A 13,579-nucleotide genomic window follows, 5' to 3' on the forward strand; every position below is an offset into this window, starting at 1 on the left:
AGAAGTGAAACGTGTTCTACCCTCAAGGGCATGAACTGGTTCACGATCGACGACGAGTCCGACGACGAGTCGCTCAACCGCGAGATCCAGATGTGGGCGCCGTACACGCAGGCCGTGCGCGACCTGATCGACGTGAGCGTTCGTACGACGGTCGACGAGGACGAGATCATCGCGGCCACCGCGCAGATCGAGGAGATCGTCGCCCGTCTCCGCAAGGAGCAGATGACCGCGACCCTCGGTGTCGCCCACCAGCCGGCCGGACGGCGTCGCCCGTGGGGCAACCCCGTGATCGGCGTCCGCAACCCGATGGCTCCAACCCTCACGACCACGTCCTCCGAGGGACGCGTCGAATCAGACTTCCACTGCGGTGCTGCCTTCGAGGGCCCGCCGGGACTGGTCCACGGCGGCGTCGTGTCGATGGTTCTCGACCAGGTCCTGGGCCACGCGGTCGGAACGACCGGGCGTCCCGGGATGACGGGCACCCTGACGATCGTCTACCGCCAGGGCACGCCGCTGGGCGACCTGCGCTGCGAGGCGTGGGTCGAACGCCAGGAGGGCGTGAAGACGTGGGCCAAGGGCCACATCATCGGCCCGAACGGCGTCACGGCCGAGGCCGAAGGTGTCTTCATCCTGCCGCGCCGCGTCCGCGAGGCCCTGGCTGCCGCCGAAGCGGGCGGCGAACCCATCCGCGGGCTCAGAATCTTCGAGTGACCCGTCGCCGCACCATCTTGTTCGTGACCGACTGGGTTTCGAGACGCGCGGGCCTCAGACCTTCACACCACGCTTGTTCTCGTCGCTGAGGCGAGTCTCTTCGGCGGCCTGCTCCTCGAGCTCGGCGCGACGACGCTCGGCGTCGTCGAACTCACCGGGCTGGGACACGAGGTCCGTCGCACCGCGCTCGAGGCGCTGCAGGGCCACGCGGGCGAAGATCTGCTGCTCGGTCGACGTCCGCTCCGAGCGGCCGGTGCCGATGAACGAGATCAGCCAGTGGAGAACGGCAGTGAACTGGTTCTTGAAGCCGGTGATGTAGAAGAGGTGGACGACCAGCCACATCAGCCAGGCGATGACACCGGTCAGGCGCAGTCGACCGACCATGGCCACCGCGCGGAAGCGGCTGATGATGGCCATCGAGCCCTTGTCGAAGTACTTGAACGGCGACTGCGCGGGCTTGCCCTTGAGTCGGCCGTCGATCTCCTTGGCGGCGTACTTCGCACCCTGGATGGCCACCTGGGCCACACCCGGCAGGTTGTCGAGGGCGATCATGTCGCCGACGACGAAGACCTCGGGGTAGCCCGGGAGCGTCAGGTCGGGGTTGACCGCGATCCGACCGGCGCGGTCCAGCGGGGCGCCGGTCTGGTCGGAGAGCTGCTTGCCCAGCGCGTTCGCCTGGACACCAGCAGCCCACACCTTCGCCACGGCGTCGATGCGCTTCTCGGTGCCGTCCTTGTACTTGACGACAAGACCACGTTCGTCGACCTGCGACACCAGAGCGCCGAGCATGACCTCGACGCCGAGCTTCTCCAGCTTCTCCTGGGTCCACTTGCCGAGCTTGGCGCCGAACGGCGGCAGCACCTGGGGCGCCGCGTCGACGAGGATGACGCGCGCCGTACGGGTGCTGATGGCACGGAAGTCGCGGGTCAGCGTGCGGTGGGCGAGCTCGGCGATCTGGCCGGCCATCTCCACACCGGTCGGACCGGCGCCGACGACCACGAACGTCAGCAGGTGGTCGACGTTCTCGCCGCGGGAGGCACCGAGCTCGGCCATCTCGAAGGCGCCGAAGATCCGGCCGCGCAGTTCGAGGGCGTCGTCGATGCTCTTCATGCCGGGCGCGAACTCGGCGAAGTGGTCGTTGCCGAAGTAGGACTGGCCGGCACCGGCCGCCACGATCAGCGAGTCGTACGACGTCACGATCTCGCGACCGAGCACGTGCGAGGTGACCAGGCGGTTCTCGAGGTCGACGGTCGTGACCGTCCCCAGCAGGACCTGGGCGTTCTCCTGCTTCGCCAGGACCTCGCGGGTCGGCGGGGCGATCTCGCCCTCGGAGAGGATGCCGGTCGCGACCTGGTAGAGCAGCGGCTGGAAGAGGTGGTGGGTCGTCTTCGCGATCATGGTCACGTCGACGTCGGCCTTGCGGAGCGCCTTGGTGCCGAAGAGGCCACCGAATCCGGAGCCAATGATCACGACCTGGTGGCGGTCAGACCTGCGCACGATCGCACGATCCGACATCTCTGGCGTGGTGTCGCCTGCTGCCATGGCTTCCTCCTGGACGCTTGTGACGCCTCTTCGATGACCCTCTGTCGCGCATTCTTCCGGGTTTGGGCCGCACGTCCCAACACGTGGGCATCGTCTGGTCGGTCACAGTCTGTCGAGCGGCGTCACCAAATCCCGAGAACTCTGTTGGTTTAGTTGCGTGTTCAACGGGGTATCGCCTTCGGGATCGGCACCTCACGGACCGACAAACGCAAACCTCGGGCAATGAAACCGCAGTGGAAGGTTCACCCGTGCAGCACCGGCAGACACTGGAGTTGGCCCCCGGGCCGCGCAGCGTCCACGACGCGCGCCGCTGGGCGGTGCAGACGTGCCGGGAAATCGGTCGAGACGAGCTCATCGACTGCGCCGAACTGGCCATCTCCGAACTGGTCACCAACGCCGTCCTGCACGCCGAGGGGCCGATCCGCACCCAGTTGCGCGGCACCACCGAGCACCCCCGCTTCGAGGTCCACGACGCGACCACGGTCGCTCCGCAGCCCGTGACCCGAGCCGGCGGTTTCGATCTCGATGCCTTCGACCTCGACATGTTCGACGCCCTCGACGAGGAGCAGTTGCTGACGCTCACCACCGTCGGCCGTGGCCTCGACATCGTGGCCCGCGCCTCGGTCGCCTGGGGCGCCGAGATCGAGGAGGACGGCAAGGCCGTGTGGTTCGAGCCCGCGACCGAGCTCTCGGAGACCGGCGGGGCGCCGTACCAACTCACCTACAGTTTCGCGCCGATGGCCGAGGAGCACACCCGCGTCGGCGAGGTCGCCGTCCAGATCAACGGGGTGCCGGTCCGCGAGTTCGGGCAGTTCCAGCGCCACCACCGCGACCTGCGCCGCGAGATCCGCCTGCTGGCCCTCGCTCACGAGGACGACTACCCGCTGGCCCGCGTGCTGTCGGAGCACTTCGACGCGCTCGAGCGCCCGCTGCGCGCCAACATGGGCCGCGAACAGGTCGACACCGCTCACGCGGACGGCCACGCCGCCGTGGACCTCCGGCTCCGGATGCCGAGAGAGGCCGCGCGCCAGATCGGCGGGCTCGTCGACCTGCTCGACGCCGCCGACGACTTCAGCCGCGCCAAGCGCCTGCTGACCGCGCCCCGGACGCCCGAGCAGCGTGCGTTCCAGATCTGGTTCCTCGGCGAGTTCCGCCGCCAGTCGGCCGGCGCACCGCCCGTGTCCTGGCAGGGCAACGCCGGCTCCGGCGCACCGTCCCGCGCGCTCTGATCCCTGCCCTAACATCGCCGCATGACTCCCCCGCCGCGGCTGCTTCTCGCCGTGGCAGCCGGTGGCGCCGTCGGGTCCCTGCTCCGCTTCGGCGCGGGCGAGGCGGTCGCGGACGGCTCCGGGTTCCCGTGGACCACGTTCGCGATCAATGTCGTGGGGTCCACACTGCTGGCCGGCCTGCTCCTGCTCCCCCTGGCCCGGCGTTCCGCAGCCTGGGCCGCGGGCCTCGGCCCCGGGGTGCTGGGAGGCTTCACCACCTTCTCGGCGACCTCGGAGCAAGGGCGCGCCCTCCTGGCCGACGGCCGCACGGGACTGGCTGCCGCCTACCTCCTCGGCACTCTCGCGGCCTGCCTCGTCGCGGTGACCGCTGTGGGAGCCCTCGCGCCGGCGCTGCCCGAGGAGGACGAATGGTGACCGCGCTGCTGGTCGCCCTCGGCGGCGCCGTCGGTGCCCCGCTGCGCTTCGCGCTCGGCCAGCGGTACGACGACCGGTGGCATCACGGGACGCTGGTGGCCAACATCGTGGCCAGTCTGCTCCTGGGCGCCTGCGTGGGCTGGTCCCTGGACGGGTCGGCGCTCGGCCTGGTCGGGACCGGCTTCTGCGGCGGCCTGTCGACGTACTCGTCCCTGGCAGTCCAGGCCCGCGACCTGGGGCCGGCCCGCGGCGCCGCCTACGCGGCCGTGACGATCCTGTCCGGCCTCGGCGCCTGCGCCCTGGGCTTCGCTCTCGCGCGATAGTCCTCAGGCGTAGCCGAGCTCGTGCAGGCGGTCGTCGTCGATGCCGAAGTGGTGGGCGACCTCGTGGACGACAGTGATCCGGATTTCGTTGGCGAGGTCCGCCGCGTCATCGCACATGTCGAGCAGTGGCCCGCGGAACAGGAAGATCCGGTCGGGCAGGTGGGCGCCCATCGAGCCGTCGCGCTCAGTGAGGGCGACGCCGTCGTACAGGCCGAGCAGGTCGTCGGGCTCGCCCTCGGGCGGCTCGTCCTCGACGAGGACCACGACGTTGTGCACGAGCCGGGCGAGCTGTTCGGGGATCTCGTCGAGGGCGGCGTCGACGAGGGCATCGAAGTCCTCGGGGCTCATTTCGACCGGCACGGGAGCCATTCTTGCCTGCCCCGAAAAAGCAGGAAGCCCGGACCTTGCGGACCGGGCTGCTCGCAGTACTGGCGACCCTGACGAGACTCGAACTCGCGACCTCCGCCGTGACAGGGCGGCGCGCTAACCAACTGCGCTACAGGGCCTTACTTGCTACTGGTGAAGCGGTGGAACTCTAACCCAAGGTTCTCCGCGGAATCCAATCGGGAACCACTTCGAACTCAGGCCGTACCCCCAACGGGATTCGAACCCGTGCTACCGCCGTGAAAGGGCGACGTCCTAGGCCGCTAGACGATGGGGGCCCTACCGCGTCAGACCGGAGTCTGGCACGGCCGGGACAGCATAGTGCGAGCACGCGCGAAGCACCCAACTGCGGTCGCCTTCCGGTCCGCCGAACGCCAGGGTCGCCCTCGCTTTCGTACGACGGCACCCCCTCCGGTAAGGTGTGCGACTGCCTGGCCAGGTAGCTCAGTTGGTACGAGCGATCGACTGAAACTCGATAGGTCGGCGGTTCGACCCCGCCCCTGGCCACACGCAAGGAACACCCCCGTCGGGAGACCGATGGGGGTGTTCTGTTCTTCCTGCGCAAGGTCGGACGCGGGTCAGCGGAGAAGGTCGAGCGCGGGCACCGGGCTGCCCCGAATCCCTGACGCAAGCAGCGCCCCCGAGAGCAGGCCGACGACCGCGCCGGCGATCAACAACCCGATCCACACCCAGCGCCAGGTGCCGTTGATGTCGTGCACGATCATCGGCAGGTCGCGCTCCTCGCCGAAGAGGTCCTTGCTCGTGGACGTGCAGTCCACGGACGTCTCGCCACCCTTGCCCTGGAAGGTGCCGACCGTGGCGTAGTTGTGGCGCGAGACCGACGAGCCCTGCCGGTCGCCGCGGACCTTGTCCGTGCTGCCGTCCGGGTGCGTGATGGTGCACCGGATGTCGGTGGCCACGGTCTCGTTGAACCCGCGGCGGCGACCCGGTTCGTTGAAGAGCCCGTTGCCGAGCGCCACGACGTACTTGCGGCCGTCCTCCGCGTCGAGCGACATGCTGCCGGGCACGCGGCCCTCGCCTTCCGGGTCACCGGCGTTCCAGGCCGACGACGCGATGGCGACGACGAGGCCACCGGCCAGCAGGGGCAGCGCAAGGAGGAGCAGGCCCAGCGAACCAACCAGCACCCGTCCCCAGCGCCGCTTGCGGACCGGCGAGGCGACGGACGGCTGCCAGGCGCCGCCGGAGGATCCTGGGAAGGCCATGGGCTGATCATGACGGTCCCGGGGCCCGTTGGGGAGCCCTGGCCTGAATCCACCGATGGGTCGCGCAGTGGCCAGCCATCGGTGGATTCAGGCTTAAAGTCAGCGGGTGCTCCCCCGCTTCAAGGTCATTGCCCGGCACCGACCGGTGGCGATCGTCGGAGTCCCGTTGGTCAGCGAGGAGTACGACGCCGCTACGGGACCACGCTCAGGAAGCGCAGCAACGCCCTTCCTGGCGCCGTACGCCGCCATCGAGGTGGTTCTGCCCTCCGCCCCCGGTACGACGACCCTGGCCCTCACCAGCGCAGACGGCTCCACGCTCGGGGTCAGCCTCACCGAAGGCGCGGTGTCGCTCTCGGTGTCGCTCTCGGTGTCGCTCTCGGTGGCCGTCGGCGGCTCCGAGACGCACCACCGGAGCCGTCGACACGGCCGCGTCGGAGCGCCGCCTTCGCGGTTCGCGCTCACGCTCACGGGCACCCACCTGGCTGCGCTGACCCTCGAGAACGACACCTGGCTGGTGCGCGGACGGGTGGACCTCGCGGGCATCGTCGACACCCACGACGGCGCCTGGCTGGCCGGACTCACCAGTTCGTGGGTCTCGACAGGCTCGACCCACGGCGTCGCGGCCTGGTCGGCCGGCGGCTTCGGGCAACTCGGCCTGCGCGACATCCGGCTCGTGTCGCACGCCGACGGGTCGCCGTACCGTGACGAAGGAACGGTGCTGTTCACGGCCACCAGCGCCGGTCCGGGCTTCTTCGGCACCGCTCACACGTCGGTCTGGCGGCTGGACGGGACTGCCCTGACGCACACTGCCGACCTGTTCTTCGGGCGACCGGACCGGCCCGGCAGCTTCGGCGACCACGCCACCCACCTCGTGCGCGACGGCGAGCGGTGGCTGGTGGCGACGAGCACGTGGGCCGACTTCCCGGCCGACAAGGCCGAGCGGCGCGATGCACGCGTCCAGATCACGCTGGCCGAGTCCACCCAGGACCTGCTGCGTGGGCAGCACCTGCTGCCCACGCGGTTGCTGGCGCTGCCGAGCGACGGGCCGAGCGTGGGCGTGTGGGATCCGCACCTGGTGCGCACGGAAACCGGTGCCTGGCTGGTCGGCTACGTCAGCGCGAGGAAGTTCTTCGACTTCCACCCCGTACTGGCGGCCGGGCCGTCGCTCGACGACCTCACGCTCCGGGGAGCAGCAACCGACCGCACGGCGACCGAGGGCACCACGATCGTGCGCCTCGGTGACGACTGGTGCGTGCTCGCCAGTGACGGCAGGGACAACTCGAGAGCCACCCGCGGCCGGTTCCCGGTCTTCGACCTGGCACTCCGCGAAATCGGCACCCTCGAGGCGCCGTACCCCACGAACATCCCGTGGCCGACCGTCATCGCGCCGGACGAGTCCCGGCCCGAGGACGAATGGTCACTGGTGACGTTCGACGGCACGCCCGCAGGCGGACGGCTCGCCGGTTACGGCACCCACGGGGATGTCGTGGTGATGCGCGCCAGCCGGTGAGGCTGACAGACGCGCAGTTGATTCAGCGCGGCAGCGCGTCGGGAGGCGTCCCCCGGGCAGCTTGCTGCCCCGGATCTGCTCCAAAGACGCTCTCGCGCAGTTGATTCAGTCGCGCTGAGGGTCGGCGTAGTCCGACCACTCGTCGCGCTCGTCGACCTTTTCGACGACCTCGCGCTTTGCGGGCTCACCATGGAGCTCGCGCGCGAGAGCCGACAGATCGGTCTCGTGCGTCTGGTACTTCAGGTCGCGTGCGACCTTGGTCTGCTTGGCTTTCGCTCGGCCGCGGCCCATAGGGTCCAGCCCCCTCGCACACTTGGCCGGTAGCCCTCAGGGCCCCGGACTGCTGAATCTGAGTCTCGTGGGCACAACATTACATGGCCCGTGGGTGTTCCCGTACTCCGGTCTCGGCGATCCGTCGGGTTTGAGGCCCACGTCACCTACCGGGTCCCCCACGGGGTCACCAGGCGGGTCACCAACCGGGGTGCTGGCCCACCAGTTCGACGGTGCCCTTGAGTTCCGGGTCGGCCGCGACGTCGCCGGCGACCCAGGCGTTGATCCCGAAGTCGGCGAGGCGGGCGATGGCCGCATCCACGGAATCGGGCGCGGTCAGGGCGACCATGCCGACGCCGCAGTTGAGCGTGGCCTCGAGGTCCGACTGGGACACGTTGCCGAGCTTGCGTACGACGTCGAAGACCGGCCCGGGCGTCCAGGTGCTGCGGTCCAGGGTGGCCTTGAGCTCGGGCGGCATGACGCGCGCGAGGTTGTTGGCCAGGCCGCCACCGGTGACGTGCGCCATCGCGTGCGTCTCGGTCTCGCGAGCAATGGCCAGCGAGGGCTTCGTGTAGAGCCGCGTCGGAACGAGGAGCTCCTCGCCCAGCGTGTGGCCGAACTCGTCGACCTGGCGGTCGACCGTCCAGCCGGCCTGCGTGAAGAAGACGTGGCGGGCCAGGGAGTAGCCGTTGGAGTGCAGGCCGCTGGCCTCCATCGCGATGACGACGTCCCCGGCGCGCACCAGGTTGGCGCCGAGCAGCGCGTCGGCCTCGACGACGCCGGTCGTGGCGCCCGCGACGTCGTACTCATCGGGCGCGAGCAGGCCGGGGTGCTCGGCGGTCTCGCCACCGACGAGCGCGCAGCCCGCCTCGACGCACGCCTCGGCGATGCCCTTGACGATGGCGGCGATCCGCTCCGGGACCACCTTGCCCGTGGCGATGTAGTCGGTCATGAACAGCGGCTCGGCGCCACAGACGACGAGGTCGTCGACGACCATGCCGACCAGGTCGAAGCCGATCGTGTCGTGCTTGTCCATCATCTGCGCGACGGCGACCTTCGTGCCGACACCGTCCGTGGACGTGGCCAGCAGCGGGCGCTTGTAGGACAGCAGGGCTGAGGCGTCGAAGAGGCCAGCGAAGCCGCCGAGGCCACCGAGCATCTCCGGACGGCGGGCCTTCTCGACCCACTCCTTCATGAGGTCGACGGCGCGGTCCGCGGCCTCGATGTCGACTCCGGCGCGGGCGTAAGCGTTGTCGTTCATGGTTCTCCGGCCAGGGTCAGGGGTTGTTGAAGACGGGGAGTGCTTCGCCGTGGGTGCTCGGCTGGAGCGTTGCTTCGAGCAGGTGCTTGCCGAGCAGGCTCTCGTCGGGGAGTTCGATCGGGTACTTGCCCGTGAAGCAGGCGGTGCACAGGGTGCTCTCCTGCTGGCCGGTCGCTTCGATCATGCCGTCGAGCGTGATGTAGCCGAGGCTGTCGGCACCCACCGAGGCGGCGATCTCTTCGGGCTCGAGGCCGTTGGCGATCAGCTCGGCGCGGGTCGCGAAGTCGATGCCGTAGAAGCACGGCCACTTCACCGGCGGGCTGGAGATCCGGACATGGACCTCGAGGGCGCCCGCCTCACGCAGCATCCGCACCTGCGCACGCTGGGTGTTGCCGCGCACGATCGAGTCGTCGACGACGACGATCCGCTTGCCGCGGATCATGTGCTCGAGGGCGTTCAGCTTGAGCCGGATACCGAGCTGGCGCAAGGTCTGGCTGGGCTGGATGAAGGTGCGCCCGACGTAGGCGTTCTTCACGAAGCCCTGGCCGAACGGGATGCCGCTCTCCAGCGCGTAACCGGCAGCAGCCGGGGTGCCGGACTCGGGGACCGGGATGACCAGGTCGGCCTCGACCGGGAACTCGCGGGCCAGCTGGCGGCCCATCTCGACCCGCGCCTCGTGGACGCTGCGGCCCGCGATGTTGGCGTCGGGGCGGGCGAGGTAGACGTACTCGAACACGCAGCCCTTGCGGCGCGGCTCGGCGAACTTGTGCGAACGGAGGCCGTCCTCGTCGATGACGATGAGCTCGCCCGGTTCGACCTCGCGCACGATGCTGGCACCGACGGTCGCCAGTGCGGAGTCCTCGCTGGCCACGACCCAGCCGCGCTCCAGTCGACCGAGCACGAGCGGCCGGATGCCCTCGGGGTCGCGGGCGGCGTACAGGGTGTTCTCGTTCATGAAGACGAAGGAGAACGCACCGTTGACCTGCGGCAGCAGCTCCATGGCGCGGGCTTCGAGCGACTGGTCGGGGTGGTGCGCGAGCAGCGCGGTGACCAGGCTGGTGTCGTTGGTCGCGGCTTCGAGGTTGCGGGCGTGAATGTCGAGCTCACCCTCGTCGCTCGGCAACTCGGCGACCATCTCGGCCAACTCGGCCGTGTTGATCAGGTTGCCGTTGTGGCCGAGGGCGATCGAGCCGTCAGCCGTCGGGCGGAACGTCGGCTGTGCGTTCTGCCAGGTGCTGGCGCCGGTCGTCGAGTACCGACAGTGACCCACCGCCAGGTGACCGCGGAACGACGCGAGGGTGTTCTCGTCGAAGACCTGGGAAACGAGTCCCATGTCCTTGTAGACGAGGATCTGCCGCCCGTTGCTGACCGAGATGCCCGCGGACTCCTGGCCCCGGTGCTGCAAGGCATAGAGACCGAAGTAGGTCAGTTTGGCGACGTCTTCACCCGGGGCCCACACACCAAAGACTCCGCACACGGTGCTGAGCCTACCGGCCGAGGGCCCGATCCCTCATTTCCCCCGAGTTGGGGTTTGTCACCGTCGACTTGTGAGTTGTGACCCTCGACTTGTGCGTTGTCACCAGCCGAGCGCGAGCCAAGGTGTGTTCCAGATCCATCCGTACGGCGCCGCTACGCTCCGCCGGTGGCAAGAAACAAGATGCAGGTCAGCGAGATCCGCTTCGCCGTTCGGTCAGGGGCAGCGGGCGCGGACGTTTCACGCGTCGCTTCGATCATCGGCTCCTTCGATGTCACGGGCCTGGTCATCGACGGAGCCCGCGTCGGCGCTCCCGGCTGGGTGTTCGCTCGCACTCTCGGCGACACGGCCGACGAGACGCTGCTGTACTTCGACGCAGAACAGGACGCGACCGCCTTCCTCCTGCCCTGGAAGACCGTGCACGATGCTCTGGTCGATGCGTTCGGCGACGGAGTCCTCGTCGGCGCCGAACTCGACCTGGGGAACGGCCAGAAGGTCCTGGAGAACGGCTTGTTCGCCCTCGGCGGCGAGCACGCTTCCCTTGCCGTGCTGGCCCATCAGTCGGACCACCAGTTCGCGGGCTACGCCTCGGGCAGCAAGCGGGCCCTGGTCGCGGCACGCGTCGGAGAGTGGGTGGCCGTGTCGGGGCACGGACGCGCCACGGAGGCGGACCTCGTCGAGAACCTCGACGACCGGATGTGGGAGATCGCCGCGGCGGCAGGCGGCCGATCTCCCGCCCTGGTTCTGTGGCGGCGCGGAGAGTTCACCCACGCCGCGCTGCTCCACAAGGGCGATGTCCACCAGCGCCTGCTCTGGGGACCGGACTGGACCGTGATTGAGCCAGCGTCACTGCATCGCCACGAACTCCGGGAGTTCGTCGCCGTCGTGACCGCCGACCTCAGCCTTGGCGAATCCGATGGCGCGGAGTTGATCAAGCGGTTCGGCCTCGACCAGCAGCAGGCCGTGCACCTGCGCGCCCTCATCCGGCGCCCGGTCGCTGACATTCCCGGGTTGCTGGAGATCCTGGACCTGCCTGCAGTCATCGGCGAGGTGTTCACCGGGGCCTGCAGCCTGACCGACCTACCCCAGGCACGTGTCTTCCCGGTCAGGACCCTGAAGGAGTTGGCCAAGGCTGAGTTCTCCGGCAATGGCGCCGAGCCACTGCCACCCGACCCGGCGGCGGCGCCGCCGGGTCGGCGCTGGCGCCGCGGTTCCTGATCAGGCGCGACAAACCCCAACTCGGGCGTCACAAACCCCAACTCGGGCGCGACAAACCCCAACTCGGCGAATCAGGAGGCGCCGAGGTTGCGCAGGAGGAGGGCTTCTGCGAGCAGGACCTTCTCGAACTCGGCCAGGTGCAGGCCCTCGTTCGGGCCGTGGGCACGGGTGTCGGGGTCCTCGACTCCGGTCACGAGCACCGAGGCCTGCGGGAAGGTCTCGAGGAACTCCGCGATGAACGGGATCGAACCACCGACCCCCATGTCGACCGGCTCGGTGCCGTCCCAGGCCTCGGCGAACGCGGCCCGCGCGGCGTCGTACGACGGCCCGGTGGCGTCGATCTTCGTGGCCTCACCGGTGTCGACGACCGTCGTGGTCAGCGTGGCGCCCCACGAGACGTTGGCCTCGAGGTGGCGCTGCAGGCAGACCAAGGCGTTCTCGGTGGTGTCGCCGGGGGCGACGCGGAGCGAGATCTTCGCGCGCGCAGCCGGGACGAGGGTGTTGGAGGCACCGTCGACCTTGGGGGCGTCGAGGCCGGTGATGCTCAGTGCGGGCTTGGTCCAGAGCCGTTCGACGGCGGAGCCCTCGCCGATCCACTCGATGCCGGCGGCGGCGCCGGACTCGGCACGCAGCCGGGCCTCGGGATAGTCGACGTCGGCGGCGGGGCCACTGAACAGGCCCTCGATGGCCACGTTGCCGCGGTCGTCGTGGAGCGTGGCGATCAGGCGGGACAGGGTGATCAGGGCGTCCGGCACCAGACCGCCCCACATGCCCGAGTGCACGGCGTGGGTGAGGGTGCGGACCTCGACGTCGACGCGGACCAGGCCGCGGAGCGAGGTGGTGAGCGCGGGGACGCCGATGTCCCAGTTGCCGGAGTCGGCGATCACGATGACGTCGGCGGCGAGACGGTCCTGGTAGGCCTTGAGCAGTTCGGGGAGCGTGTCGGAGCCGACCTCCTCCTCGCCCTCGATGAAGACCTTCACGGTGACGGGCAGTTCGTCGCCGAACGCCCGCAGCGCGGCGATGTGGGTGATGATCCCCGCCTTGTCGTCGGCGGCACCGCGGCCGTAGAGGCGGCCGTCGCGCTCGGTCGGCTCCCACGGCGGGCTGTCCCACTCGGCGTGGTCGTTCTCGGGCTGCACGTCGTGGTGCGCGTAGAGCAGCACGGTCGGCGCACCTTCCGGGCCGGCACGGTGGCCGATCACGGCAGGCGGAGCGCCGTCGTACGCCCGAACGATCTCGACGTCGACCCCCTCGGCAGCGAAGAGGTCAGCCGTCGCCTGGGCGCTGACTTCCACCTGGTCAAGGCGGTCGGGGTCGGCGCTGACGGACTGGATCCGGACGAGTGCCTCGAGGTCCGATCGGACGCCCGGGAGGAGCTCGGCAAGACGCGTACGCAGGTCATGGGTGGAGACAGGTGCGGTCATGGTCACCAACCTAAATGACGCCCCTCGCGTGGACGAAGATGAGGCATCATCGAGCCCATGCGACTCTCTCGGGTCCTCGCCACCGTCGCACTGGCGAGCATGCTCACACCCCTGCTGACGGCCTGCAACGACGACCCCGACGCTGCCGTGAAGGAAGCGCACGATCCCCTGCAGTTCCGTCGTGTGCTCGAGCCGGGCGACCTACCGGAGGACTGCAGCACCGTGCCTGGTCACGGATCCGCGGCCCAGCCGGACTCGACGGCCGAAGTGATCGCCTGCGACGACGACGGAGTCGTCTACCGGTTGTCCCCGGCGGAGATCGTCGGCGGTGTCGAACGCGCGACGGCGGGACTCTCGCCGCAAGGCGTTGGCTGGATCGTCACCTTTGAGCTCGACAACGACGCGGCCAAGGCGTTCGAAGCGATCAGCACCGAGTTGTCGGGCACCGGGAAACAGTTCGCGGTGCTGTTCGACAACGCCGTCCTCAGCGCACCCGTCGTCCAGACCGCCATCACCGACGGCAGGTTGCAGATCACCGGAGACTTCACCCGGGCCGAGGCCGAGGAACTCGCCGATGGCCTGAAGCCCTGAGG

General features: G+C 69.5%; 14 protein-coding genes and 3 tRNA genes. 8 read left to right on the forward strand and 9 right to left on the reverse strand.

Annotation, left to right across the window (positions count from 1 at the left end):
* Positions 1-30: 30 nt before the first annotated feature.
* Complete coding sequence (locus HRC28_RS24270; RefSeq protein WP_182377914.1) at positions 31-711, forward strand: PaaI family thioesterase; 681 nt, start codon at positions 31-33, stop codon at positions 709-711.
* Positions 712-765: 54 nt separating this feature from the next.
* Here the strand turns inward: HRC28_RS24270 and HRC28_RS24275 are convergent, their stop codons facing one another.
* A complete protein-coding gene (locus tag HRC28_RS24275) occupies positions 766-2,253 on the reverse strand; it encodes an NAD(P)/FAD-dependent oxidoreductase (protein ID WP_182377915.1) in 1,488 nt (495 codons plus the stop codon).
* Between the two features lie 248 nt (positions 2,254-2,501).
* Here HRC28_RS24275 and HRC28_RS24280 point away from each other — a divergent pair, with 248 nt between their 5' ends.
* Genes HRC28_RS24280 through HRC28_RS24290 form a run of 3 tightly spaced genes read left to right on the forward strand, consistent with a single transcriptional unit; the run spans position 2,502 to position 4,219 of the window.
* A complete protein-coding gene (locus HRC28_RS24280; protein ID WP_182377916.1) occupies positions 2,502-3,482 on the forward strand; it encodes an ATP-binding protein in 981 nt (326 codons plus the stop codon).
* Positions 3,483-3,503: 21 nt separating this feature from the next.
* Positions 3,504-3,896 (forward strand): CrcB family protein, encoded by a 393-nt coding sequence (locus HRC28_RS24285; RefSeq protein ID WP_182377917.1) that lies wholly within the window; start codon positions 3,504-3,506, stop codon positions 3,894-3,896.
* Positions 3,890-4,219: a CrcB family protein gene (locus HRC28_RS24290; protein ID WP_202033171.1), complete on the forward strand. Its 330-nt coding sequence runs from the start codon at positions 3,890-3,892 to the stop codon at positions 4,217-4,219. The genes HRC28_RS24285 and HRC28_RS24290 overlap by 7 nt, the downstream gene beginning before the upstream one ends.
* A gap of 3 nt (positions 4,220-4,222) precedes the next feature.
* Here the strand turns inward: HRC28_RS24290 and HRC28_RS24295 are convergent, their stop codons facing one another.
* The 3 genes from HRC28_RS24295 to HRC28_RS24305 all read right to left on the reverse strand — a co-directional run bounded on the left by HRC28_RS24295 (position 4,223) and on the right by HRC28_RS24305 (position 4,881).
* A complete protein-coding gene (locus HRC28_RS24295; protein ID WP_182377918.1) occupies positions 4,223-4,579 on the reverse strand; it encodes a metallopeptidase family protein in 357 nt (118 codons plus the stop codon).
* A 69-nt stretch (positions 4,580-4,648) separates the two neighbouring features.
* Positions 4,649-4,725: transfer RNA gene (locus HRC28_RS24300), tRNA-Asp, on the reverse strand.
* Between the two features lie 83 nt (positions 4,726-4,808).
* Positions 4,809-4,881 (reverse strand) — tRNA-Glu (locus HRC28_RS24305).
* Positions 4,882-5,036: 155 nt separating this feature from the next.
* Between HRC28_RS24305 and HRC28_RS24310 the strand changes: the two genes are divergently transcribed.
* Positions 5,037-5,110 (forward strand) — tRNA-Phe (locus tag HRC28_RS24310).
* A 71-nt stretch (positions 5,111-5,181) separates the two neighbouring features.
* Here HRC28_RS24310 and HRC28_RS24315 read toward each other — a convergent pair.
* Positions 5,182-5,826: a hypothetical protein gene (locus HRC28_RS24315; RefSeq protein WP_182377919.1), complete on the reverse strand. Its 645-nt coding sequence runs from the start codon at positions 5,824-5,826 to the stop codon at positions 5,182-5,184.
* A 106-nt stretch (positions 5,827-5,932) separates the two neighbouring features.
* Between HRC28_RS24315 and HRC28_RS24320 the strand changes: the two genes are divergently transcribed.
* Positions 5,933-7,336, forward strand: coding sequence for a hypothetical protein (locus HRC28_RS24320; RefSeq protein WP_182377920.1), 1,404 nt, complete (start codon positions 5,933-5,935; stop codon positions 7,334-7,336).
* Between the two features lie 105 nt (positions 7,337-7,441).
* Here the strand turns inward: HRC28_RS24320 and HRC28_RS24325 are convergent, their stop codons facing one another.
* The 3 genes from HRC28_RS24325 to purF form a co-directional block, all read right to left on the reverse strand.
* On the reverse strand, positions 7,442-7,627 hold the full coding sequence (locus HRC28_RS24325) for a DUF3073 domain-containing protein (RefSeq protein ID WP_182377921.1): 186 nt from the start codon (positions 7,625-7,627) through the stop codon (positions 7,442-7,444).
* A gap of 178 nt (positions 7,628-7,805) precedes the next feature.
* The gene (gene purM / locus HRC28_RS24330) at positions 7,806-8,867 is read right to left on the reverse strand and encodes a phosphoribosylformylglycinamidine cyclo-ligase (RefSeq protein ID WP_182377922.1); all 1,062 of its coding nucleotides are present in this window, start codon (positions 8,865-8,867) and stop codon (positions 7,806-7,808) included.
* Positions 8,868-8,883: 16 nt separating this feature from the next.
* On the reverse strand, positions 8,884-10,344 hold the full coding sequence (gene purF / locus HRC28_RS24335) for an amidophosphoribosyltransferase (protein WP_237111633.1): 1,461 nt from the start codon (positions 10,342-10,344) through the stop codon (positions 8,884-8,886).
* Between the two features lie 165 nt (positions 10,345-10,509).
* Here purF and HRC28_RS24340 point away from each other — a divergent pair, with 165 nt between their 5' ends.
* The gene (locus tag HRC28_RS24340) at positions 10,510-11,559 is read left to right on the forward strand and encodes a hypothetical protein (protein ID WP_182377923.1); all 1,050 of its coding nucleotides are present in this window, start codon (positions 10,510-10,512) and stop codon (positions 11,557-11,559) included.
* 71 nt (positions 11,560-11,630) lie between these two features.
* Here HRC28_RS24340 and HRC28_RS24345 read toward each other — a convergent pair whose 3' ends face one another.
* On the reverse strand, positions 11,631-12,986 hold the full coding sequence (locus HRC28_RS24345) for a dipeptidase (protein ID WP_182377924.1): 1,356 nt from the start codon (positions 12,984-12,986) through the stop codon (positions 11,631-11,633).
* A gap of 57 nt (positions 12,987-13,043) precedes the next feature.
* Between HRC28_RS24345 and HRC28_RS24350 the strand changes: the two genes are divergently transcribed.
* Positions 13,044-13,577 carry a hypothetical protein gene (locus HRC28_RS24350; RefSeq protein ID WP_182377925.1) on the forward strand — a complete coding sequence of 178 codons (534 nt, stop codon included), beginning with the start codon at positions 13,044-13,046 and terminating at the stop codon, positions 13,575-13,577.
* Positions 13,578-13,579 lie beyond the last annotated feature (2 nt).

The sequence above is a fragment of the Nocardioides sp. WS12 genome (assembly GCF_014108865.1).
Classification (GTDB): domain Bacteria; phylum Actinomycetota; class Actinomycetes; order Propionibacteriales; family Nocardioidaceae; genus Nocardioides.

Coding starts and splice junctions, on each gene's coding strand:
- HRC28_RS24350 (WP_182377925.1), top strand. CDS start 13,044: ATGCGACTCTCTCGGGTCCTCGCCACCGTCGCACTGGCGAGCATGCTC.
- HRC28_RS24275 (WP_182377915.1), bottom strand. CDS start 2,253: ATGGCAGCAGGCGACACCACGCCAGAGATGTCGGATCGTGCGATCGTG.
- HRC28_RS24285 (WP_182377917.1), top strand. CDS start 3,504: ATGACTCCCCCGCCGCGGCTGCTTCTCGCCGTGGCAGCCGGTGGCGCC.
- HRC28_RS24345 (WP_182377924.1), bottom strand. CDS start 12,986: ATGACCGCACCTGTCTCCACCCATGACCTGCGTACGCGTCTTGCCGAG.
- HRC28_RS24270 (WP_182377914.1), top strand. CDS start 31: ATGAACTGGTTCACGATCGACGACGAGTCCGACGACGAGTCGCTCAAC.
- HRC28_RS24325 (WP_182377921.1), bottom strand. CDS start 7,627: ATGGGCCGCGGCCGAGCGAAAGCCAAGCAGACCAAGGTCGCACGCGAC.
- HRC28_RS24315 (WP_182377919.1), bottom strand. CDS start 5,826: ATGGCCTTCCCAGGATCCTCCGGCGGCGCCTGGCAGCCGTCCGTCGCC.
- HRC28_RS24290 (WP_202033171.1), top strand. CDS start 3,890: ATGGTGACCGCGCTGCTGGTCGCCCTCGGCGGCGCCGTCGGTGCCCCG.
- purM (WP_182377922.1), bottom strand. CDS start 8,867: ATGAACGACAACGCTTACGCCCGCGCCGGAGTCGACATCGAGGCCGCG.